The sequence below is a fragment of the Streptomyces pluripotens genome (assembly GCF_000802245.2).
GTDB lineage: Bacteria > Actinomycetota > Actinomycetes > Streptomycetales > Streptomycetaceae > Streptomyces > Streptomyces pluripotens.
The window spans coordinates 5,366,179-5,388,459 of sequence record NZ_CP021080.1 but is presented as its reverse complement, the minus strand read 5'-3'; the positions used below and the strand labels follow the sequence as shown (position 1 = coordinate 5,388,459).

Sequence of the window (22,281 nt, the reverse complement as noted above, 5' to 3'; positions counted from 1 at the left end):
GCAGCGGGGACTTGGCCCTTCTCCCCGGTCTCGGGAAACCCCGCTATGAGGGTCAGCCCATCTCCTCCAGGGTCTTGCCCTTCGTCTCCTTGACGAACTTCAGGACGAACGGGACGGAGAGGGCGGCGAAGACCGTGTAGATCACATAGGTCGCGGAGAGGTTCCAGTCGGACAGCGACGGGAAGCTCGCGGTGATGGCCCAGTTGGCGATCCACTGCGCGGAGGCGGCGACGCCGAGCGCGGCGGCGCGGATCCGGTTCGGGAACATCTCACCGAGCATGACCCAGACGACCACGCCCCAGGACAGGGCGAAGAAGAGGACGAACAGGTGCGCGGCGACCAAGGCGATCCAGCCCTGGGCGGCCGGCAGCTTGCCGTCGACCAGGTGGTAGCTGAACGCCCAGGCCTCCAGCGCGAGCCCCACGGCCATGCCGACCGAGCCGATGATGGCGAGCGGCCTGCGGCCGATGCGGTCCACGAAGATCATCGCGATCACGGTGCCGACGATGTTGATGATCGACGTCGTGAAGGAGTAGAAGAACGAGTCCGCCGGGTCGACGCCGACCGACTGCCACAACGTCGAGGAGTAGTAGAACGCGACGTTGATGCCGACGAACTGCTGGAAGACCGACAGGCCGATGCCGACCCAGACGATCGGCTTGAAGAAGAAGGAGCCGCCGAGCAGGTCGCGGAAGCTGGACCTCTCCTCGCGGTTCATCGCGGACTCGATCTCCTGGACGCGGGCGTCCAGGTCGACCTGCTCGCCCTCGACCTCGGCGAGGATCCTGCGGGCGCGGTCGCGCTTGCCGACGGAGATCAGGAAGCGCGGGGACTCGGGGATCACGAAGGAGAGCAGGCCGTAGAGGAGGGCCGGGATGACCATCACGCCGAGCATGACCTGCCAGACCTCCAGGCCCATCAGGGTGCCGCGCTGCTTGCCGCCCGCGGCGTTCAGCAGACCCCAGTTGACCAGCTGGGAGATGGCGATGCCGACGACGATCGCGGCTTGCTGGAAGGAACCGAGCCGACCGCGGTAGGCGGGCGGGGCGACCTCGGCGATGTAGGCGGGGCCGATGACAGAGGCCATGCCGATGGCGAAGCCACCGACGACGCGCCAGAGGGCGAGGTCCCAGAGCGCGAAGGGCAGTGCGGAGCCGATAGCGCTGATCGTGAACAGGACTGCGGCGATCTGCATGCAGCGGATTCGGCCGATCCGGTCCGCTATCCGGCCGGCGGTCGCGGCACCGACGGCACAGCCGACCAGAGCGATGGCGATGACCTGGGCGAGGGCCGCGGAGCCGATGTCATAGCGGTCGCGGATGGCCTCGACTGCGCCGTTGATCACGGAACTGTCGTAGCCGAAGAGGAAGCCGCCCATGGCGGCAGCCGCCGCAATGAAGATGACGTGCCCGAGATGATGCTCGGGGTGAGTCGTCCTGGCTCCTGTCTGAGGCGCCTGCGCTGTGCTGGTCACGTGTGTCTCCTGGGGCCACGGCAACGCTGCCGCGGGTGGGGGGCGAGCCCTTCGCGGCATGACCGGCTCTCCGCCGGTCCCGGTGGTGCACACACAGGCGCGCCACTCACACCTGAAGGTCAAAGCAACGTTCCAGAGACTATGTCTTCAAGACTCGAAGTCAAGACCATGATCTGTGTGAGCTTTCAGATATAGAAGCCTTAACAATCTTCAAGAAGTGAAGATCCAAGGGCAGGTCATGAGGTTGATCTCGCCAAGGGTTGCTAGCGAAGCCGCTGAGAGATGACCTTTGACACCCCATCACCCTGCATGGACACGCCGTAGAGGGCGTCGGCAACCTCCATGGTGCGCTTCTGGTGCGTGATCACGATCAGCTGCGAGGCCTCCTGCAGCTCCTGCATGATCCGGATCAGTCGCTGGAGATTGGTGTCGTCGAGCGCGGCCTCGACCTCGTCCATGACGTAGAACGGACTCGGCCGCGCCTTGAAGATCGACACCAGCAGCGCGACGGCCGTCAGCGAGCGTTCACCGCCCGAGAGGAGGGAAAGCCGCTTGACCTTCTTGCCCGGTGGACGCGCCTCAACGTCCACGCCGGTGGTGAGCATGTGGTCGGGGTCGGTGAGGACGAGTCGTCCCTCGCCCCCCGGAAACAGGCGCCCGAAGACGCCCTCGAACTCACGGGCGGTATCGCGGTAGGCCTCGGTGAAGACCTGTTCGACGCGTTCGTCCACCTCCTTGACCACCTGGAGCAGGTCCGCACGGGTCTTCCTCAGGTCTTCCAGCTGCTCGCTGAGGAACTTGTGGCGTTCCTCCAGCGCCGCGAACTCCTCCAGCGCCAGCGGGTTGACCTTGCCCAGCTGCTGGTACGCCCGCTCGGCGGCCTTGAGCCGCTTCTCCTGCTCGGCGCGCACGAACGGGCGGGGCTGGTTCCCTGAGCGGGATCCCTCGACGGTGCCGTCGTCGAGACCGGCCTCCGGTTGCTGCCCGTCGTCGGCGCGGAGCGAGGGGGGTACGGGCTGGTCGGGCCCGTACTCCGCCACCAGCCCTGCCGGCTCGACGCCCAGCTCCTCCAGTGCCTTCGTCTCCAGTTGCTCGATCCGCAGCCGTTTTTCGGCACCGAGCACCTCGCCCCGGTGCACCGAGTCCGTCAGTTTGTCGAGTTCGGCCTTCAGCTCACGGCCGGCCGTGCGTGCGGCGGCCAGCTCCCGCTCGCTTCGGACCTTGGTGGCCTCGGCGGCGGTGCGTTCCCGCTCGGCCCGGACGAGGGAAACCTCGACATGCGCGAGCAGCTGACGGGCACCGCAACCCACGGCCTCCGCCACGGCCGCTTCGTGCCGCAGCCGGACCCGGCGCTGCTCGGCACGCGCGCGTGCCTCGCGTTCGGCACGGGCAGCACGGTCCAGCGAGTCGGCCCTCCCGGCGAGGCCTTTGACCCGCTCCTCATGCGTACGGACCTGGAGCCGGGCCTCCATCTCAGTCTGGCGCGCATTGGCCCCGTCGGCGGCGAGCCGGTCCCGCACCGAGGTGTCCGGTTCCTCGTCGGCCGGCGTCTCCTCCGCCACAGCGAGCCGTTCGGCCAGTTCCTCGGCCTCCTGTGCGGCCCGCTCCCACGCCCCCTGCGCCCGCTCGGCCGCCGCGGCGGAACGTTCGGCCTCGTCGGCGGCGCCACGAGCCTGCCCGGCGAGCCGTCCGAGTCGCTGGGCCACGGCCGACTTCTCCCGGTCGGCGGCCCTGCGCCGCTCCTCCAGCCCCTCCAGGAGGGCGACCGCGTCCGTGTGCCGCCCGGCCGCCAGCCGCTGTTCCTCGACCAGCTGGGCGCAGTGCACCTCCAGCTCGGCCAGTTCGGCCACAGCCTCGTCCACGGACGCCTGCACCTCCAGCAGACTGGGCGCCCCAGCCGAGCCGCCCTGCGCGAAGTGTGCACCGAGCAGATCGCCCTCGGCGGTCACCGCGGTCAGTTCCGGATGGGCGTAGACCAGGTCCTCGGCGTCCTCCAGCGTGCCCACGACCACGATCCCGTGCAGCAGCCGGCGTACGGCGGGCATCAGCTCGGCGGGGCCGCGGACGAGGCCTGCGGCGAAGCGGGCGCCGTCCAGGTGAGCGCCCGTCCCGGAGGGGGCGGGCGTGCTTCCGACGCGGTCGACGCACATGCCGCCGGGCAGACCGGCCGCTGCTCCGGCTGCTCCGGACCCGCACGGCTCTCGGCCGGCGCCGACGACACCACGGGCGGCCAGCACACCGTTCGGAGCGGCGCCATCGCCGTGCACCTGCACACCACCCGAAGCGGCGCCATCGCCCTCTGCCTGCGCAGCCACGGTGCTGGGGGCGTTCCTTTGCGCGGGCGCGCTCACGGACCTGTGCGCGGGCGCGCCCGCGGAATCACCGACGCCCCCGCCCACGCCCACGGACGCACCAGCCGCACCACGGGTGTCCGCCGCGCCCGGGCTTCCGTTCGCCTCCGGCGCCTCCAGGGCTCCCGCCAGCAGCAGTGTCGCCCGGCCGCCGTCCTGTTTGCGCAGGAGCCTGATCGCCTCCGCCGCCGACGCCGGTGTCGTCACGGCGACGGCGTCCGCCGCCGCCCCGAAAGCAGCGGCCAGGGCGACCTCGTCGCCCGGGGTGACCGTCAGCAGCTGCGCGGCCGAGCCGAGCACACCGGTGAGGCGGTCCCGAGCGCCGAGCAGTGCTCCGGTGCCGTCCTTCCGGCGCAGTCCGAGGGCCAGAGCCTCGTGGCGGGCCTGGGTGGCGGCGCGGCGGCGTTCGGCCGCGGTGACCGCCTCACGGGCGGCGCTCAGGGCGGCTTCCGCCTCCACCAGCTGCCGTTTGGCCGCATCGTGCTGTTCGGCCAGGTTCGCGTCATCGGCATCGAGGCCGTCGACCTCGACCTTCAGCGTCTCGTACTCCTTCTGGGCGTGCACCGCGCGCTCCTGGGCTTCGTCGCGGGCCGTGGCCAACCGGTCGATCTCGGCCTGGGCGGAGGCAGCACGCGAGCGGGCCGCGTTGACCTGCCCGAAGAGCCGGGCCAGACCCTCGCGGCGGTCGGCGATGGCCCGGGCGACGTCCTTCAGCCGGCGCTCCTCGACAGCCAGCTCCCGTTCCAGTTCGGCGCGGTGGGCGACGGTGTCGTCCAGAGCGTGGCGGGCCGCTTCCAGAGCCGCCTCCAACTCGGCCTCCTGCTCACGGACACGGGCGGCCTCGCGCTCCAGGTCCTCGGGATCACGGCCGCGCCGCTCCTCGGGGGGCGCGGAGGTGGCGCTCTTCACCCGGGCGTCGGCCAGCGAGGCGGTGCCCCGGACGCGTTCGGCCAACTGGGACAGCTCGTACCAGGTCTGCTGGGCGCGCTGGAGACGTGGGGTGAGCTGCCGTACCTCGTCCTCCAGCAGGGCCTCGCGCTGGAGTGCGGCCTTCAGTTCCCGCTCGGCGGTTTCCTTGCGTTCCTTCAGGGCCGCCTCGTCGGCGATCTCAACCTGAAGGGCTTCCCGCAGGCTGACCAGGTCATCAGCGAGCAGACGCAGACGCACGTCGCGGAGGTCGGCCTGGATGACGGCGGCGCGGCGGGCGACCGCCGCCTGGCGGCCCAGGGGTTTGAGCTGGCGGCGCAGCTCGTCGGTGAGGTCCTGCACGCGGGCGAGGTTGGCCTGCATCGCATCCAGCTTCCGCAGCGCCTTCTCCTTGCGCTTGCGGTGCTTGAGAACGCCCGCCGCCTCCTCGATGAAGGCGCGGCGGCCCATCGGATCGGCATGCAGCACGGAGTCGAGCTGCCCCTGGCCGACGATGACGTGCATCTCACGGCCGATGCCGGAGTCGGAGAGAAGTTCCTGGATGTCCAAGAGTCGGCAGGTATCGCCGTTGATCTGGTACTCGCTGCCACCGTTGCGGAACATGATCCGCGTGATGGTGACCTCGGCGTACTCGATGGGCAGGGCACCGTCGGAGTTGTCGATGGTCAGGGACACCTCGGCCCGCCCGAGCGGGGGGCGGCCGGTGGTGCCGGCGAAGATGACGTCCTCCATCTTGCCGCCGCGCAGTGACTTCGCGCCCTGTTCGCCCATGACCCAGCTGAGTGCGTCCACGACGTTGGACTTGCCCGAGCCGTTCGGGCCGACGACGCATGTGATGCCCGGTTCGAACCGGAGTGTGGTCGCTGAGGCGAACGACTTGAACCCGCGGAGGGTCAGGGCCTTGAGGTGCACGCCGCTGGACTTTACCGGCCGCCGCTATCTCACTCCATGAACCCTCACAACCGCGCGGTTTCGCCATTGAACATGTAGGGCAGACCAAACGTTAAAGACAGTGAAAGGATGCGCGGGGAAAAGAAAGAAGGGACGCCGAAGCGTCCCTTGCAACTCTGATGACTGGGTTCCAGACGTTTGATCAACTAAGCGGCTGATACGGCAGCCCAATCACTGCGACTACTGTCGTGGAGCAATGCAGTGATCAGGTGAGCGCAGGCTCCGCCTGGTGTGCGTCGATGCTCTCCATGATCCTGTCCTGAGAGGCGGCAGCCGTCAGCGCGTCGTTCTCCGCCTGGATCCGTACGAGCTCGGACTCCAGGTCCTGCACGCGCTGCTGCAGCCGTCGCATCTCGGCGAGGAGTCGAGGGTCGGAGCCGCCGACGTAACCGAGAAGCGCCTTTGCCATGATGGATGGTCCTCCACACTGAGTGACCGACCGATGCGGTGTGGGTCGTGAGGGATTCGCACCCGCGGTGCCTGGCACGTCCGGGTGTTGCTCTGCTGTTCCGCCATGCCAAACAGCTAGGGTGCGCGGGGCTTTCAGCGTCTCACCAAAAAGTTTGACGGTCAACACGATCACGCCCTGCGTTGGCGGGCAAACCGGGGCGCGCGGCCGGGAAATCGGCGGCGCTGCACGTCGTCCGGGGCCCTCAGGGCGTGGCGATCAGCTGTACCAGCGGAGCCTGCCACGCCGGGCCGTAGTTGGCAACCACCAGGTCGTTCCTGCTCTCCGCATGTGTCACCGGCAGCTCGCTGCACCCCGAAGCGCGGGGCACCACGGAAGCGGCTCAGCGGATGGCGAAGCCGTCGTAGCCGCCGCGAGGTGTGTCCCAGATCTCGGTGACCCCATCCACGCGTCCGGGCGTGTCGTCGCCCTGGAGCCAATCGAGCAGCCCCTCACAGCCTCGCCGAGACCCCTCCGCGACCACCTGGACCCGGCCGTCGGCCAAATTGAGAGCAAAACCACTCAGGCCGCCAATCTCCAGTGCCTTGGCCCGCGTGAACCAGCGAAAACCCACACCCTGCACGCGTCCACGCACCCAGGCGACCAGTCGTACATCCTCGCTCATGGATGCAACCTAACCGGCCGATGTCGCTCGGGACACATTGCCCCTCACTGGCATGCGGTACCGTCCCCACCCAATGAATCCCAAATGAAACTCACTCGATCGAGTGAGTTGAGTTGACCGCAGGGAGCCAGTCCCCGCGCAGGCACCGGTCAACCGCGAGCACGAGGAAGAGGGCAAGAACATGGGACGCCACCGACGCCCCGCCGCCGGCAGTGACGACCCGCAGCACTCGTCCGCGGGCGGACGGCCATCCGGCGGCCGGCCGCACCGGCAGGTCCCCAGGGGCATCGCGCCCTATCTGAACCCCGAGGCCTATGCCGAGGCCACTGCCAGGGCCCAGGCCTACCTGTTCGCGGAGGACAACCCCTCGCCGTCCGCCGATTCGGCGGACGGCGGCTTCGCCCCGGTCGGCGGCCCCTCCCGCCACCACCGGCGCAGGAAGAAGGCCGGGCGACCGGTGCGCACGAGCCTGCTCGGGGTCTCGGCAGCCGTGGCCCTCGGCACCGCAGCAGTGGCCACGGGCGTGGTGCCGGGTCTACAGGACTACAAGCTCGGCGGCGACACGAACACCACCGGCGGCAACCAGGTACAGGCCGCGGTCTCGCCCGGCAACACGGCCGTCGAGCAGGGCGGTACCTCGGGCAGCGCGGACAGTCGCGAGGGCGGGGGCGCGACCAGCCGGGGGACCGAACGCCCGCCGTCTCCGAGCCGGTCCTCGGCCTCCGCGTCGCCCTCCCCCTCGAAGCCTGCCTCAGCCAAGCCCAGTCCGTCCCACAAGGCCGCCGCGTCACCCACAGCAAGCCCTTCGCGGAAGGCCACTGCGTCGCACAAAGCGAGCACCCCGCAGAAGGCCAGCCCGTCACACACGGCAAGCACCCCGCAGGAGGCCAGCCCGTCACGGACGGCCACCCGGACGCCGACGCCGGCGGCCACGCCCTCCCCGGCGCCGAAGATCACCCCTTCACGTACGGCAGCCAAACCGCCGATAGCAGCCGCCGCACCGGTGACGATATCGAAGGAGGCCGCCGCGGAGGCGGAGGTGCTCAAGCTGGTCAACGAGGAGCGGGCCAAGGTCGGATGCAGCGCGCTGTCGGCGAACTCCTCGCTGACCGGCCTGGCCGAGGCATTCAGCGACGACATGGCGGCGAGGGGCTTCTTCGACCACACCGACCCGGACGGCGCCACGCCGTGGGACCGGGCCGCGAAGGCCGGCATCACCGACCTCGGCGGTGAGAACATCGCCCGCGGCCAGGCCACCCCGGCGGCCGTGATGGAGGCCTGGATGAACAGCCCAGGCCACCGCGCGAACATCCTGAACTGCGACTTCAAGACGCTCGGCGTCGGAGTGCACTTCGGCCCGGGCGGACCCTGGTGGACCCAGGACTTCGGCTACTGAGACGACGGCCGCTCCCTCTCGCACCCGGTCAGGCTTCGGCTCAGTGGCGCTCGGCTCCTTCGGGCGGGCGCTCGGTGCCCACCCCACTCATCCGGCGGCATCCACCGGTTGCACCGCTCAACCGGTGACATCCAGCTCCGCGTACATGCCGGCCGCGTAGTGGTCCGGATAGTTGCAGAGCAGCTCGTAGCGGCCCGGCCGGAGCGTCACCGTGGTCCAGGCCGCCGCACCGGAGGCGATGCCGTGTCCGGCGCCCGCGCCGCACGTGCGTGACGCCTCTCCGAGGCTGCCCGCTTCCGACACGCGGCCGGTCGGGCCGGTGGCACGTTCTCCGGCACCCTGGCCCGCCGGAAGCGGCAACACGACCACCTCGTGCACGAGTGCTCCCGTGTTGACCACCCGGATGGTCACCCTTCCTGCCGGGACCTTCGCGGGATGGGCCACCAGATACATCGCGTCCATGCCGTGCCAACCGGGTCGGCTGTGATCCGGGCGGCCCATCATGTGCCCCATGTCCCCGACGGTCACGTCCACCACGCTGCCTGCCGCAGCCGGAGGGGCGCAGCGTGCGCTCCGCCTCTGGGAATCCGGTGTCGACCCATGGAAGGCATCGGACGCGGCCAGCAGACCCGTGGTGGCGACGCCGAGGACCACGGCTGCCGCCACCACGGCGATCGCCAGCCACCTCGCCCGGTGACGCCCCGGCTTCACCGGTGTTCCCGCAGCGTCGTGAGCCGGCGTTTGTACTCGTCCTCGTCGATCTCCCCACGTGCGAACCGCTCAGCGAGCAGGTTCTCGGCCCGCCTGTCCTGCCCCCCGCCGTCGCGGGATTCGCCGGACGGCCATTGCGGCCCGGGCTGCTGGTGGTGCCGCGTACCACTGAAGTAGCGCACCAGCGCGACGCCGCCGCCGATCAGGACGGCCCAGAACAGGACCATGAGCACGGTCATCACGAACCAGCCCCCCCAGCCCCATCCGTCGTTGTACCACATCATGTCGCTCACTCCCCTGGGCCGGCGGCTGTGCCGATCCCAGGATGGAACGCTGCACCTTCGGCCGACCTGGGCCGTAGTTCCCCGTAGAGGGGCCGGTGGGCCCAACGCCCGGTACGCTGGACCGCGCCCGTGCCGGCCGGCGAAGCCGACTCAGCCGCAGTTCACCGTGTTCCACCACGTGACCACAGGTCGCAGGCCACCTGCACGCGCGGTCACCTGGCCGCCTAGGGCTCCGGCCGACCCCGGTCCCCACGCGGCGACCCACCCGCGCGCGACCACCTTCGCGGTCTCCGTCACCCGGCGCCCGAGGCGCTCCGGCGCCATCCATGAGATAGTGCAACCTAGTGGTTAGCGCTGTGCACGCGTACCCTTGGCGTTATGACCGTCACCACCCAGGACCACGACGACCTTCCGTACAGCGTCTTCGCCAAGGCCTGCCCTTCGCGCGGCACGCTGGAGCACGTCACGGGCCGCTGGGGCGGACTGACACTCGGCGCACTGTACGAGGGTTCGCTGCGCTTCAACGAACTGCGCCGCCACGTCGACGGGGTGAGCGAGAAGATGTTGTCGCAGACACTGCACGCCCTGGAGCGCGACGGGCTGGTGCACCGCGAAGCTCAGCCGACGAACCCGCCCCGCGTGGACTACCGGCTCACTCCCCTGGGCCACCAGGTCACGGAGCGTCTGCTGGCACTCATCCACTGCGTGGAAGGTTCGATGGACCAGGTGCTGGCCGCCCGCGAGGCGTACGACGCCAGGCCGTTGCCGTAGGCGCGGACGCCGACGGCAGAACCGGAGCCTGACACCGGCTGCGGTGGCCACCACGAGAAGAACACGGCGGACGGGCTCAGCGCGGTCCGGTCGGTCCGGCCGCCGTCCGGGCTCGCGGCGGTCGCTGGCACTTCGGGCAGAAGTAGCTGGAGCGGTTCATCCAGGGGCGGCGGCGCACGGACGTACCGCACCGTTTGCAGGGCAGACCCTCGCGGCCGTACGCGTCCAGGGAACGGTCGAAGTAGCCGGACTCACCGTTGACGTTGACATACAGGCTGTCGAAACTGGTGCCTCCGACGGCGAGGGCCTCGTTCATCACATCCCGTACCTGACCCAGGAGTTCAGCCGTGACCGGGCGGGTGAAGCTCGCCGTCGGACGCTCGTAGTGGATGCGGGCGCGCCACAGCGCCTCGTCCGCGTAGATGTTGCCCACTCCGCTGATCAACGACTGGTCCAGCAGAGCCCGTTTGATGGTCGTGCGCTTGCGGCGCAGGGCCTGGTGGAAGGCCTCCTCGTCGAACAGCGGGTCGAGCGGATCACGCGCGATGTGCGCGATGACGTCGGGCAGGCCGTCAGGGGTGTTGTCGTGCAACGACAGCCCGCCGAAGGTCCGCTGGTCGACGAAGCGGAGTTCCGTGCCGAGCCCGTCGGCGAACCGGATCCTGATGCGCAGATGCCGCTCGTCCGGTGCCTCGTGCGGCTGTACCAGCAGCTGGCCGCTCATCCCCAGGTGCGCCAGGACGGACTGATCCGTCTCCTCCAGCGGCAACCACAGATACTTGCCGCGCCGGTGGGGCGTCCCGATGTGCCGGCCCTTGAGCCGGTGCGCGAAGTCGTCGGCGCCCGCGACATGCCGTCGTACGGCACGCGGGTGCAGCACCTCGACCTCGGCGACGGCGCGATGAGCGACCCACCGCTCCAGACCGCGCCGGACGACCTCGACCTCGGGCAACTCGGGCATCGGGACCCCCGTACACACAGCGCTGGGTGGACGATCCGAGCGCCCGCTCCGGGCTTCTCGGGCTCGGAGCGGGCGCTCGGGTACTGCTGCAGGTCAGGTGGTGGTGGACGAAGACTCACCTTGCTTGACGGCCTCGGCCGCCTTGGCACGCTCGTCCGCCGCCGCCCGGATGGACCGCCAGGCGGACTCGGCGGCCTGCTGCTCCGCCTCCTTCTTGCTGCGGCCGGTGCCGGTGCCGTACGAGACGCCTCCGACGCGGGCGGCAGCAGTGAAGGTCTTCTCGTGGTCGGGGCCGGTCTCCGTGACCAGGTACTCGGGTACGCCGAGCCCCTCGATCGCGGTCAGCTCCTGCAGGGACGTCTTCCAGTCCAGGCCCGCGCCGAGGCTGGAGGACTTCTCGATCAGCGGGTCGAAGAGCCGGTGCACCAGCTCGGACGCCGCGTCGAGGCCCTGGTCGAGATAGACCGCGCCGATCACCGCTTCCAGGGTGTCGGCGAGGATGGACGCCTTGTCCCGGCCGCCCGTGCCCTCTTCACCACGGCCCAGCCGGATGAAGGAGCCCAGGTCGAGGCCACGGCCGACCTGTGCCAACGCACGCGAGTTGACCACCGCGGCCCGCAGCTTGGCCAGCTGGCCCTCGGGCAGGTCGGGGTGGGTGCGGTACAGCGTGTCCGTGACGACGAGGCCGAGGACGGAGTCCCCGAGGAACTCCAGCCGCTCGTTCGTCGGCAGACCGCCGTTCTCGTATGCGTAGGAACGGTGGGTCAGCGCACGCACCAGAAGGGCGGACTCGACGCGGTAGCCGAGCCGCCCTTCCAGAAGCGTGTGGGACGAGGCCTGGTTGCCCAATTTCTTCTTGGCGGGTGCGCTCACGTTGGCGTCTTCCGCCTTCTTGGGACTGGACACAGTGCCTCTCACCAGCCCGCTCAGACTTCGAGGACCTGGCGCTTGTTGTAGGTGCCGCAAGACGGGCACGCAATGTGCTGCTGCTTGGGCTCGTGGCAGCGCTCGCACGCAACCAGGGTGGGGACCGCAGCCTTCCACTGCGACCGGCGGTGGCGCGTGTTGCTGCGCGACATCTTCCGCTTCGGAACAGCCACGGCTACTTCTCCTGCTTCTCGGCGGCGCGTGCTGATCGGGGCGCGTCGCCGCTCATCTCGTCCTTCTCGCCGTCCGTCGTCGAATCGGCGAGTCCCTGCAAAGCCGCCCAACGGATGTCGACGGCGTCGTGGTGGTGGTCCGGGTCGTCCGCGAGCCGCGCTCCGCACTCGGAGCACAGACCCGGGCAGTCTTCCCGGCACACCGGCTGCATCGGCAGTGCGAGCACCACCGCATCGCGCAGCAGAGGTTCGAGGTCGATCAGACCGTCCTCGATGAAGAGCCTGCCCTCGTCGTCCTCGGCGTCGTCGCCCGGCTCCGCAATCACACGGCCCCGGTCGTCGGCGTCAGGGTACGAGAACATCTCCTGGAAGTCCGCTTCGAGCTCCAGCCCGACCGGCTCCAGACACCTTACGCACTCCCCTTCGGCCTGTGCACGGGCGGTGCCTGTGACGAGCACCCCTTCCATGACCGACTCAAGCCGGAGTTCGAGCTCCACCGGGGCACCTTCCGGCACTCCGATGACTCCCTGGATACCGAGATCTCGGGGAGCGTCGATCTCGCGGGTCAGGCGCTGCAGCGCACCAGGACGCCGTCCCAGCTCGTGAGTATCGATCACGAGGGGATTGCGGTGGTCGAGGCGGGCGTTGGAAGCCATTCCTGCTTTCGATCTACGAACTCGGAGGGACGCTGTCCGTCGGTGTTCCGGGCAGCGGTGATCGCGGACATACACGCGACCGAAGGGCCAGGATACTGGACCTTTCGCTCAGGGCCCAATCCGGTACACGGCTACAGGCCCCGGCCCTGTTCGTACGCCCTCAACTGCTCCGCACTGATCATGCCGGTGTCGAAGAGGCTGGTCTCGTCGAGAGCGTAACCCTGCTGGGGCTGCTGCGGGGCCTGCTGCTGATGGACCTGCTGGGGATCGTAGCCGGGCTGCTGGTCGTAGCCCTGGTAGGCGTAGGGATCGGCCTGCTGGTAGCCGTACGGGTCCTGCTGGGTGTCGTAGGCGGACTGCTGCGGGAAGCCCGCGTAGGGGTCCGGCTGCTGCTGATAACCATAGGCTGGCTGCGGCTCGTACGACGGCTCCGCTGACGGCTCCGGCTCCCGCTGGACCGGCTGCCCGGACGAGGTGTCCGTGAGCCCGGCGAGGTCGGCGAGGTAGTCGGCGTCGCTGGAGTGCTGGAAGGTCGTGGTGTCGTCGGCGAGGGCACCGAGGTCGTCGGTGGCGATCCGGCCGTGCAGCTTCTGCCGCCCGCGTCCGACGGCTTCCAGGGTCTTGGCGAGGACCGCCTCGAAGGCGCCGAGCTTGGTGTCGACGTAGGCGTCGGCGTCACGGCGCAGGGTCTCCGGGTCGTGGCTGCGCTCGGGTGCGTCTTCGTCCTCGTAGCCCTCCTCGTCCAGGCCGGGGCCGGTACCAAGCAGCTTCTCCCTGCCCCGGCCGACCGAACCGAGGGTCTTGGTGAGGACGACCTCGAAGTTGGCGAGCTTGGAGTCGACGTAGTCGTCGGCCTCGGCACGGACCTCCTCGGCCTCCTTGCGGGCCTCGGCGAGGATCCGATCGGCCTCGGCCTGGGAGCGGCGGGCGATCTCGGTGTCCGAGATCAGCGAGCCGCGCTCGGCGTGCGCGTCGCCGATGATCCGCTCGGCCTCCAGCCGAGCCCGCTCGACCATCTGCTCGCGGCCACCGATCAGCTCCTGCGCCTGCGCGAGGGATCCGGGCAGTGCCTGGCGCACCTCTTCCAGCATCGCGAGCAGCTCGGCACGGTTGATCACACAGGACGCCGACATGGGCATGGCCCGGGCGCCGGCGACCGCGGAGACGATCTCGTCGAGCTTCTTCTGCACGTCCACCTGTGCTCGCCACTCTCTACAGCCGGGTTGGAGACGGACGGGACGACTGTAGCCCCATCAGTCCTTGCGCAGGCGCTCGTTCAAGGCCTCCAGGACCTGGGAGGGCACCAGGTGGGAGACATCACCACCCCAGGCCGCGACTTCCTTGACCAAGGATGAGGACAGGAAGCTGTACGTGGGGTTGGTGGGCACGAACAGCGTTTCGACGCCGGTGAGGCCGTTGTTCATCTGCGCCATCTGGAGTTCGTAGTCGAAGTCGCTGACGGCACGCAGGCCCTTGACGATGGCGGGGATGTCGCGCTGCTTGCAGAAGTCGACCAGAAGGCCGTGGAAGGCCTCCACCCGGACGTTGGCGTAGTCGGCGGTCACCTCGCGGATCAGCTCGATCCGCTCCTCGACCCCGAACAGGCCCTTCTTGGACTTGTTGATCATCACCGCGACATAGACCTCGTCGTACAGACGAGAGGCACGGGCGATGATGTCGAGGTGTCCGTTGGTGATCGGGTCGAACGACCCGGGACAGACGGCGCGGCGCACTAGTGATCCCTCGCTCTCCGGTCCGGTCATCGTGCGTCTTCGCACGTAGCGGCGGCGCGACCGTACCAAAACGTTCCCTCGCCGTAGCGACGGGCCCGGATCGCCTCGAAGCCGTCCGGCCAACGGAATTCGCCACCCCTGGTGCTGCGCTCCACGGTGACGAGGGCTTCCCCGGCGAGCCAGCCCTCCGTGCGGAGTGTGAGCAGAATCTCCCGAAGATCGTCGTCGGAGACGGCGTACGGGGGGTCCAGGAAGACGAGGTCGTAGGGCTCGCCCGGGGGTACGGCCCGGACGACCTGTTCTGCCCTACCCGCCCTCACCTCGGCCCCGGCAAGACCCAGGTTCTTCACGTTTTCCCGGACCGTCCTCGCCGCCCGCGCGTCCGCCTCCACGAGCAGGGAGTGGGCTGCGCCCCGGGACAGGGCTTCCAGGCCCACGGCTCCTGAGCCCGCGTACAGGTCAAGGACCCGTTCGCCGTCCAGGGGGCCGCCGAGAAGGGACTGCCAGGTGGAGAAGAGGGCCTCGCGTGCGCGGTCTGAAGTGGGCCGGGTGCCTGCCGGCGGTACGGCGAGGCGACGTCCGCCGGCTGTGCCGGCGATCACGCGGGTCATTTCGCGAATCCTTCTCCTGGGCAGCTTTACGGAATCAGTCTGGCAGGCGGCGGCGGTTCTAGCCCTTCTCCAGGTACTGCTCCCTCTCTTCGTCGAGGAGGGCGTCCAGGGCCGTGCGCAGGCCGGGCAGCCGCTGCAGCCCCGGATCGGCCGCCACGACTGTCGTCGCTTCCTGTCGCGCCTCCGCGATGACCTCCTCGTCCTCGATGACTGCCAGCACCCGCAGGCTGGACCGGGCGCCGGACTGGGCCTGGCCCAGGACGTCTCCCTCCCGGCGCTGCTCCAGGTCGATGCGGGAGAGTTCGAAACCGTCGAGGGTGGAGGCCACGGCGCCCAGGCGCTGACGGGCCGCGGTGGCCTCGGGCACCTCGGTGACCAGGAGGCACAGCCCCGGGGCCGAACCACGGCCGACCCGGCCACGCAGCTGGTGGAGCTGGGACACCCCGAAGCGGTCGGCATCCATGATCACCATGACCGTGGCGTTGGGGACGTTGACACCGACCTCGATGACCGTGGTGGCAACCAGGACGTCGGTCTCGCCCGCCGCGAAGCGGCGCATCACCGCGTCCTTGTCGTCAGGGTGCATCCTGCCGTGCAGGACCTCCACCCGCAGGCCCTGCAGCGGTCCCTTGCCCAGGTCGTCGGCCACGTCGAGGACGGCCAGCGGGGGACGCTTCTCCGCCTCGTCCTCCGGGGACTTCTTCCGGCTCGCCTTCTTCGGGTCGTCCTCCTCGTCGCCGATGCGGGGGCAGACGACGTACGCCTGGTGACCGTCCGCCACTTCCTCGCGCACCCGTTCCCAGGCGCGGGACAGGAAGTGGGGCTTGTCGGCGGCCGGGACGACATGGCTGGCGATCGGGGAGCGGCCGGCCGGGAGCTGGTCGAGGACCGAGGTCTCCAGGTCACCGAAGACCGTCATGGCGACGGTGCGCGGGATGGGGGTCGCGGTCATGACGAGGAGGTGCGGCGGTTGTCTGCCCTTGCCGCGCAGGGCGTCGCGCTGCTCCACGCCGAAGCGGTGCTGCTCGTCCACGACCACCAGGCCCAGATCGTGGAACTGCACCTTGTCCTCGATCAACGCGTGGGTGCCGATGACGAGGCCGGCCTCGCCGGTGACCAGGTCCAGCAGGGCCTGGCGGCGGGCCGCGGTGCCCATCGAGCCGGTGAGCAGGACCACCTTCGTGGCGTGCTCGGCGCCGCCCAGCATGCCTCCCTCGGCCAGTTCCCCCATCATCTCGGTGATCGAGCGGTGGTGTTGCTGAGCGAGAACCTCAGTGGGCGCCAGCATGACCGCCTGGCCGCCCGCGTCCACCACGGCGAGCATGGCGCGCAGGGCGACGAGCGTCTTGCCGGAGCCGACCTCGCCCTGTAGCAGCCGGTGCATGGGGTGGTCGGTGGCGAGGTCGGCGAAGATCTCCCCGGAGACCTTCCGCTGGCCCTCGGTGAGGCTGAAGGGCAGACGGTCGTCGAAGGCGGCGAGGATACCGTCCGGCTTCGGGACGCGGGGTACGGCGGGGAGCTGGGTGTCGGCGTAGCGACGGCGAGCCAGGGCGACCTGGAGGACGAAGGCCTCGTCCCACTTGAGGCGGGTGCGGGCGTCGGCGATGTCCGCCTTGGTGTGCGGTTGGTGGATCTTCAGTAGGGCCTCGGGCAGGGGCAGCAGGCCGCGGCCCTCACGGAGGTTGCCGGGGAGGGGGTCCAGCGCGTCTTGCGCGCTGGGCAGTACCGTCTGGACCGCCTTGGCGATCTTCCAGGACTCCAGTTTGGCAGTGGCCGGATAGATGGGGATCAGGGCACCGGCCCATGTCTCGACCGCCTCCTCGCCGTCGCCGCGGAGCAACGCATAGGCAGGGTGAGCGAGTTGGAGTCGGCGGTTGAAGACCGAGACCTTTCCGGCGAACATCGCGCGGGTCCCCGGCAGCAGTTCCTTGTGGGGCTTATGCACGCCGTTGCCGAAGAACACCAGCTGAAGCCGGCCGCTGCCGTCGGTGATCGTGACTTCGAGGCGCTGGCCCTTGCCGCGCGGCGCCTTGGCCGAGGCGAAGGCGTGCAGCCGGGCGTCGGCGACCTGGGCCACCACCGTGACGTGCTCGTCCATGGGCAGGTCGGCGAGGTGGGTGAGCTGACCGCGCTCCTCGTACCTGCGCGGATAGTGATGCAGGAGGTCGCCGACGGTGTGCAGGCCGAGGTGCTCGGCCATCACCTTCGCAGTGGCGGGGCCGAGCACCGACTTCAGCGGTTGTCGCAGGGGTTGCTTCGGTGGTTCTTCCAGTGCGGGCACGAGATCCATTGCACACCACACCACCGACAATCCCGTAGACGCCGCTGGAGAAATTCGCCCCAAGCGACTGCAGAGGTCTTGGAAACCCCTGGTCAGGTGGGCAGTTCCGACCCTAAGATGGCGCGCTCCGGCCATCCCCTGCGGTCACCGCCCCACCCGGGACCGCCCGACCCCGCGCCGCGCACTCCCCCCTCCGGCGCAGTGACGATGGACTCCCAGACCTCACAGTCATCCCAGTCATCTCATACACCTCATACACCTCATACATTCCAGGTCGACCTGCGCGGTCTGGTGGACCTGCTGTCCCACCACCTCTACTCCAGCCCCAGGGTCTATCTGCGCGAACTGCTGCAGAACGCCGTGGACGCCATCACCGCCCGACGGGCGGTGGAGCCGGACGCCCCGGCCCTGGTCCGGCTCCACGCGGTCGACGGCGGCCTACGGGTGGAGGACAGCGGCATCGGGCTCACCGAGTCGGACGTGCACAACCTGCTGGCAACCATCGGCCGCAGCTCCAAACGGGCCGAAGGCCTGCAGGAGGCGCGGTCGGACTTCCTCGGCCAGTTCGGCATCGGACTGCTCGCCTGCTTCGTGGTCGCCGAGCGGATCAGAGTGGTCAGCCGCAGCGCCCGTACACCCGACGCCCGACCGGTGGAATGGACGGCCCTCGACGACGGGTCGTACACCGTGCGCACCTTGCCCAGTGCGGAGCGGCCCGAGCCGGGCACGACCGTGTACCTGTCCGCGCGGGCCGGGGCGGCCGAGTGGCTGGCACCCGAGCGGGTCCGCACCCTGGCCCGGGACTTCGGTTCCCTGCTTCCGTACGACGTCCGGTTGGGCGGGGAGCGGATCACGGACCTGCCCGCGCCCTGGGACCGCGCGTATCCGAGTCCCGCCACGAGACGGGTGGCACTGGCTCGGCACTGCCACGAGCTGTTCGGGTTCACACCATTGGACTCGATCGACCTGGACGTGCCGCTGGCCGGTGTCCGCGGGGTGGCCTATGTGCTGCCGTCCGCGGTCAGCCCGGCCCAGCGGGCCACCCACCGGGTGCACCTGAAGGGCATGCTGCTGACCGAACGGGCCGAACAGCTGCTCCCCGACTGGGCATTCTTCGTGCGCTGTGTGCTGGACACCGACAGCCTGCGGCCCACGGCCTCGCGCGAGTCGCTGTACGAGGACGAGACGCTCGCAGCCGTGCGGGAGGCGCTCGGCGAAAGGATCCGGTCTTGGCTGACCGGACTCGCCGCCGGCGATCCGGAACGGCTGGCAGCCTTCCTGGCGGTCCACCACCTGGGGGTGAAGTCCCTCGCCCGGCACGACGGCGACATGTTGCGCACGATGCTGCCGTGGCTGCCCTTCGAGACCACCGACGGGCAGCTGTCCCTGGAAGAGTTCGCCCAGCGGCACCCCGTGGTGCACTTCACACGGACCGTCGAGGAGTACCGGCAGGTCGCGCCGATCGCCTCCGCACAGGGCGTCGGGGTCGTCAACGGCGGTTACACGTACGACAGCGAACTGGTGGAGGCGCTGCCGCGGGTACGGCCCACAACGGTCGTCGCCGAGCTTGACGCGGACACCGTGACCGCACACCTGGACGCGGTCGACCCGGGCGAGGAACTGGCCCTGTCCGGCTTCCTGGCGGCGGCCCGGGCGAAGCTCGACCCCCTCGGTTGCGACGTCGTCCTGCGTGCTTTCCACCCACTGTCCGTGCCCGCGCTGCACCTGGACGACCGGGCGGCCCGGCACGAGCAGGCCCGTGCGACGGCCGAGGAGGAAGCCGACGACCTGTGGGCGGGCATCCTGGGCTCGCTGCGCGGCAGCGCCCCCCGCGCCCGCCTGGTGCTCAACCATCTCAACCCGCTGGTCCGGCGGATTGGTTCACTCAGGGACCCGGAACTGATCGGCACCGCCACCGAGTCGCTGTACGGGCAGGCGCTGCTGATGGCGCAGCGCCCGCTCCGGCCGGCCGACTCGGCGCTGCTCAACCGGGCGTTCATCGGGCTGCTCGAATGGGCGACCCACGGGGAGGAGGACGGACGGTGAACGAGATCACCGACTTCGATGCGCTCCGCCGGGCGATAGCGGACAACTCCGAGCAGCCGGAGGGCCCGGCCCGCAACGCACGCGCGGAGCAGCTACTCGCCGCAGCCGAGCGGCTGGACGCCCCACTCGCCGTGATCGAGGCACTCGGGCACCAACTGAAGGTCTACAACTACAGCTCCGAGAAGGACAAGATGTTCGTCCCCTTCGCGCGGCTGCTGCGCTTGTGGGACGAACGGCCCGAGGACTTCGACGCGTACGAGACGCACTCACTGCACTGGGTGTTCAAGTGGATGTCAGCCGGCATGCTGGACCAGCCGCACATCCCGCTCGCCTCCGTGGAGAAGTGGCTCGGCGAGATGGAGCACCGTTACCGGCTCGCCGGGCACTCCGAACGCGCCGTGCGCTGCGCCGAGTTCAGTGTGGCAGCGCACATCGGCGACCTGGCTCGGGCGGAGCGGGCCTCTACCGCGTGGCTGGCTGCCGACCGGGACCGGATGGCCGACTGCCACGCCTGCGAGCTGCACGGGCAGGGCACCTGGCAGGTGACGTGCGGCCGGGACGCGCAGGCGCTGGAACTGTGGCGGCCGGTGCTGGAGGGCGAGTACAGCTGCGCGCACGAGCCACACACCGTCCTCGCCTCCTCGCTGGTCCCGCTACTGCGCCTCGGCCGGGTGGCGGAGGCCCGGGCACACCACCTGCGCGGCTTTCGGCTGGTGCGCCCGATGGAGAGCATGCGCGGCGCCTACGCCGACCACGTGGAGTTCTGCGCGCTGACCGGCAACGAGGCCCGCGGCCTGGAACTGCTCGCCGAGCGGCCGGCGTACTTCACGGACACCGGGCACCCCCGCAGCCGGCTCGACTTCATGGCCGTCGTGACACTGCTCGCGGACCGGCTGACCGGGCTGGGCCTCGGTGACCAGCGGGTGCCGGGACCGCCCGGGCGGACCTGGACGGCACGGGAACTCGGCGCACACGCGCGCGCGGAGGCGACAGAACTGGCCGAGCAGTTCGACCGTCGCAACGGAACCACGTACATCGGTGACCGGATACGCGCACGTATGGCGCAGCGCCCGCTGGTGGAACGCCTGCCGCTGGGGGTGCGCGCGGTGCGCACCGGGCCGGCCCCGGTGGTCGCGCCCCCGGCACCCGAGGTGTCCGGCGGCCCCGACCTGGCCGGTCTGCTCGCCGAGGCCCGGCGGCTGTCGGACGCCCTGCGACCGAACGCTGTCGAGGCGTGGGCGGCAGTCGCGCGCGCCGCGCGGGACGACGAGCTGGAGCCGCGCGACCGTGCTGAGATCGCCGACCACGAGGCCATGGCCCGCGGCGCCGAGGGCGTCGAGCTGTTCGAGCGGGCCTCGGCGCTGTACGCCGCGGCAGGCGACCCCGGAGAGGCGCTGGCGGCACGCGCCCGGGGGGCTTACGTCCGCGCGCTGCGGGGCGAGGTGGACGCGGCCCTGGCCACGGTCACGGGCCTGCACGACGAGGCGCTCGCGCTGTACGCCGACGGCACCACCGGAGTACGGCAGACGGCGTCGGTGGTGATGAGCCGGGCACGGATACTGCTGCGACGGGTACACGGGTGTTCCGCGGGCGGCTCCGCCCAGGCGGCGCGCGCGGAGGCCGATCGGGCAGCGCGCGAGGTACTGGCACTGGTCGACGGGCGGACCGGCGGCGACGTCCGGATGGCCGCCCGGGCCGCGGAGGCCCGGGCGATGCTCGCCGAACTGGCCGCGCACGGCGGAGACGCCCCACGGGCCGCGGAGCTGTTCAGGCGGGCCGCCCGTGAGTGCGTGGACGCCGGGATTCCGTGGTTCGCGGTCGAATACGAGGCGCAGGTCGCCGCTCTGGCCCACGAGGCCGGTGACCTGGCCGGGGCCGAGCAGGCACTACGGGCTGCCCTGGAGCACGGCGGGCCCTGCGTGGAGCCGGTCGGGCGCGCACAGCTGCACCTTCAGCTCGCGGAGGTGATCGGCGGCCGGGGTGCGACCGGGGAGGCGGCGGAGCACGCGCTTGAGGCCGCGCACTGGGCCGACGAGGCCGGTGAGGGCGCCACACTGGGTGCCTGGGCGCGGCAGCTGCTCGGCGGATTCCTGCTGCGGCAGCAACGCTGCGCGGAGGCGGCCGAGGTACTGGAGTCGGCACTGTGCGATCTGTCCGCGGGGACGCACGGCGACGGCGCCGTGGTGCAGGCACTGTGGTGGCTCGGCGACTGCCTGAGCCAGTTGGGCGACCACCGGGCGGCTGCCGAGCGCCGGCTGCGGGCTGCGGAGATCGCCCGGCACTGGCCGGAGCAGCAGGACCACGCCACACTCGCGCACCTCGCCGCCGAGTCTCTGGGCAACGCTGGCCTGCCGGAGGAGGCGGACCAGGCGTATGCACGCGCGGGCGAGTTGTGGCGCGCTCTGGACAACCCGCGCTTCCTCGTCCGTTCCCTGCGCGCCCGCGGCTGGCTGGCGTTGCGCGGGAAGTCCGGGGCGGAGCGCGCACGGGAGCTGATGGCGGAGGCGGTGCGCGAGTGCGAGCGCGCGTTGCAGGCCGCCACGGAAGCGGCCCGGGGCAACCAGCTCACGGCCGAACTGGCCAACACCCACCGTCAGTTCGGCGACCTGCTGGCCCGTTCGGCGGCCGGGCAGGCCGAAGCGGGCGAAGAGGGCGAAGAGGGCGCGATCCAGGCCTCGCTCGAAGCGGCGCTGGTCCACATGGACCGGGCGGCCACGCTGTTCGCAGCGCTCGGCGCCGATGGGCGGCATGGCCGTACCGGTGCCGAACTCGCCGCCGGATGGCTGGCGTCCGACCTGGGGAGACACGCGGAGGCGGTGGCACGCGCGCGCGGCGTGCTCGCGGCCTGCGCAGGCGCCGGCGCGGAGGGTGACGACGGCGATGAGACCGTCCGGGCGCGGCGGGCGGAGGCGTCCCAGTTGCTGCGGACGGCGGGCGGGTGACCCGTCCCGCCGT

At 70.4% G+C, this 22,281-nt stretch carries 19 protein-coding genes; 5 read left to right on the top strand and 14 right to left on the bottom strand.

The annotated features are described in order from the left end of the window. Positions 1–52 precede the first annotated feature (52 nt). From LK06_RS24350 to LK06_RS24325, 4 genes are all read right to left on the bottom strand, one after another. Positions 53–1,474: a sugar porter family MFS transporter gene (locus LK06_RS24350; protein WP_039656498.1), complete on the bottom strand. Its 1,422-nt coding sequence runs from the start codon at positions 1,472–1,474 to the stop codon at positions 53–55. Positions 1,475–1,737: 263 nt separating this feature from the next. After that, positions 1,738–5,664 carry an AAA family ATPase gene (locus LK06_RS24345; protein ID WP_043435139.1) on the bottom strand — a complete coding sequence of 1,309 codons (3,927 nt, stop codon included), beginning with the start codon at positions 5,662–5,664 and terminating at the stop codon, positions 1,738–1,740. A gap of 244 nt (positions 5,665–5,908) precedes the next feature. Further along, a complete protein-coding gene (locus tag LK06_RS24335) occupies positions 5,909–6,112 on the bottom strand; it encodes a hypothetical protein (RefSeq protein WP_023546484.1) in 204 nt (67 codons plus the stop codon). A 382-nt stretch (positions 6,113–6,494) separates the two neighbouring features. Further along, positions 6,495–6,776 carry an acylphosphatase gene (locus LK06_RS24325; protein WP_039656504.1) on the bottom strand — a complete coding sequence of 94 codons (282 nt, stop codon included), beginning with the start codon at positions 6,774–6,776 and terminating at the stop codon, positions 6,495–6,497. A 181-nt stretch (positions 6,777–6,957) separates the two neighbouring features. Here LK06_RS24325 and LK06_RS24320 point away from each other — a divergent pair, with 181 nt between their 5' ends. Next, positions 6,958–8,172 (top strand): CAP domain-containing protein, encoded by a 1,215-nt coding sequence (locus LK06_RS24320; protein WP_039656506.1) that lies wholly within the window; start codon positions 6,958–6,960, stop codon positions 8,170–8,172. A 117-nt stretch (positions 8,173–8,289) separates the two neighbouring features. On the opposite strand, the gene LK06_RS24315 is transcribed toward LK06_RS24320, so the two are convergent. Further along, positions 8,290–8,685, bottom strand: a complete 396-nt coding sequence (locus tag LK06_RS24315; RefSeq protein ID WP_199806363.1) for a cupredoxin domain-containing protein — start codon at positions 8,683–8,685, stop codon at positions 8,290–8,292. On the opposite strand from LK06_RS24315, the gene LK06_RS34075 reads away from it, so the two are divergent. Then, positions 8,684–8,869 (top strand): hypothetical protein, encoded by a 186-nt coding sequence (locus LK06_RS34075; RefSeq protein WP_199806364.1) that lies wholly within the window; start codon positions 8,684–8,686, stop codon positions 8,867–8,869. The genes LK06_RS24315 and LK06_RS34075 overlap by 2 nt on opposite strands. A gap of 10 nt (positions 8,870–8,879) precedes the next feature. On the opposite strand, the gene LK06_RS24310 is transcribed toward LK06_RS34075, so the two are convergent. Next, a complete protein-coding gene (locus LK06_RS24310) occupies positions 8,880–9,167 on the bottom strand; it encodes an SHOCT domain-containing protein (RefSeq protein ID WP_043407703.1) in 288 nt (95 codons plus the stop codon). 378 nt (positions 9,168–9,545) lie between these two features. Between LK06_RS24310 and LK06_RS24305 the strand changes: the two genes are divergently transcribed. Further along, complete coding sequence (locus tag LK06_RS24305) at positions 9,546–9,938, top strand: winged helix-turn-helix transcriptional regulator (RefSeq protein ID WP_039656511.1); 393 nt, start codon at positions 9,546–9,548, stop codon at positions 9,936–9,938. A 76-nt stretch (positions 9,939–10,014) separates the two neighbouring features. Here the strand turns inward: LK06_RS24305 and mutM are convergent, their stop codons facing one another. From mutM to recG, 8 genes are all read right to left on the bottom strand, one after another. Further along, a complete protein-coding gene (gene mutM, locus LK06_RS24300; protein ID WP_043435136.1) occupies positions 10,015–10,899 on the bottom strand; it encodes a bifunctional DNA-formamidopyrimidine glycosylase/DNA-(apurinic or apyrimidinic site) lyase in 885 nt (294 codons plus the stop codon). A gap of 93 nt (positions 10,900–10,992) precedes the next feature. Then, entirely contained in the window at positions 10,993–11,817 is an 825-nt protein-coding gene (rnc, locus tag LK06_RS24295; protein ID WP_174673929.1) for a ribonuclease III, read from the bottom strand. A gap of 8 nt (positions 11,818–11,825) precedes the next feature. Further along, the gene (gene rpmF, locus LK06_RS24290) at positions 11,826–11,999 is read right to left on the bottom strand and encodes a 50S ribosomal protein L32 (protein WP_003951102.1); all 174 of its coding nucleotides are present in this window, start codon (positions 11,997–11,999) and stop codon (positions 11,826–11,828) included. Between the two features lie 2 nt (positions 12,000–12,001). Continuing rightward, complete coding sequence (locus LK06_RS24285) at positions 12,002–12,655, bottom strand: YceD family protein (RefSeq protein WP_039656523.1); 654 nt, start codon at positions 12,653–12,655, stop codon at positions 12,002–12,004. Positions 12,656–12,786: 131 nt separating this feature from the next. Next, positions 12,787–13,851, bottom strand: coding sequence for a F0F1 ATP synthase subunit B (locus LK06_RS24280; RefSeq protein WP_039656525.1), 1,065 nt, complete (start codon positions 13,849–13,851; stop codon positions 12,787–12,789). A gap of 57 nt (positions 13,852–13,908) precedes the next feature. Further along, on the bottom strand, positions 13,909–14,388 hold the full coding sequence (gene coaD / locus LK06_RS24275) for a pantetheine-phosphate adenylyltransferase (protein ID WP_039656527.1): 480 nt from the start codon (positions 14,386–14,388) through the stop codon (positions 13,909–13,911). A 26-nt stretch (positions 14,389–14,414) separates the two neighbouring features. Further along, positions 14,415–14,999: a 16S rRNA (guanine(966)-N(2))-methyltransferase RsmD gene (gene rsmD, locus LK06_RS24270; protein WP_039656529.1), complete on the bottom strand. Its 585-nt coding sequence runs from the start codon at positions 14,997–14,999 to the stop codon at positions 14,415–14,417. A 58-nt stretch (positions 15,000–15,057) separates the two neighbouring features. Further along, a complete protein-coding gene (gene recG, locus LK06_RS24265) occupies positions 15,058–17,289 on the bottom strand; it encodes an ATP-dependent DNA helicase RecG (RefSeq protein WP_039656531.1) in 2,232 nt (743 codons plus the stop codon). 198 nt (positions 17,290–17,487) lie between these two features. Between recG and LK06_RS24260 the strand changes: the two genes are divergently transcribed. Further along, positions 17,488–19,326, top strand: a complete 1,839-nt coding sequence (locus LK06_RS24260) for an HSP90 family protein (protein WP_071659248.1) — start codon at positions 17,488–17,490, stop codon at positions 19,324–19,326. Next, complete coding sequence (locus LK06_RS24255; protein WP_043435133.1) at positions 19,323–22,268, top strand: hypothetical protein; 2,946 nt, start codon at positions 19,323–19,325, stop codon at positions 22,266–22,268. The genes LK06_RS24260 and LK06_RS24255 overlap by 4 nt, the downstream gene beginning before the upstream one ends. The last annotated feature ends 13 nt before the right edge of the window (positions 22,269–22,281 follow it).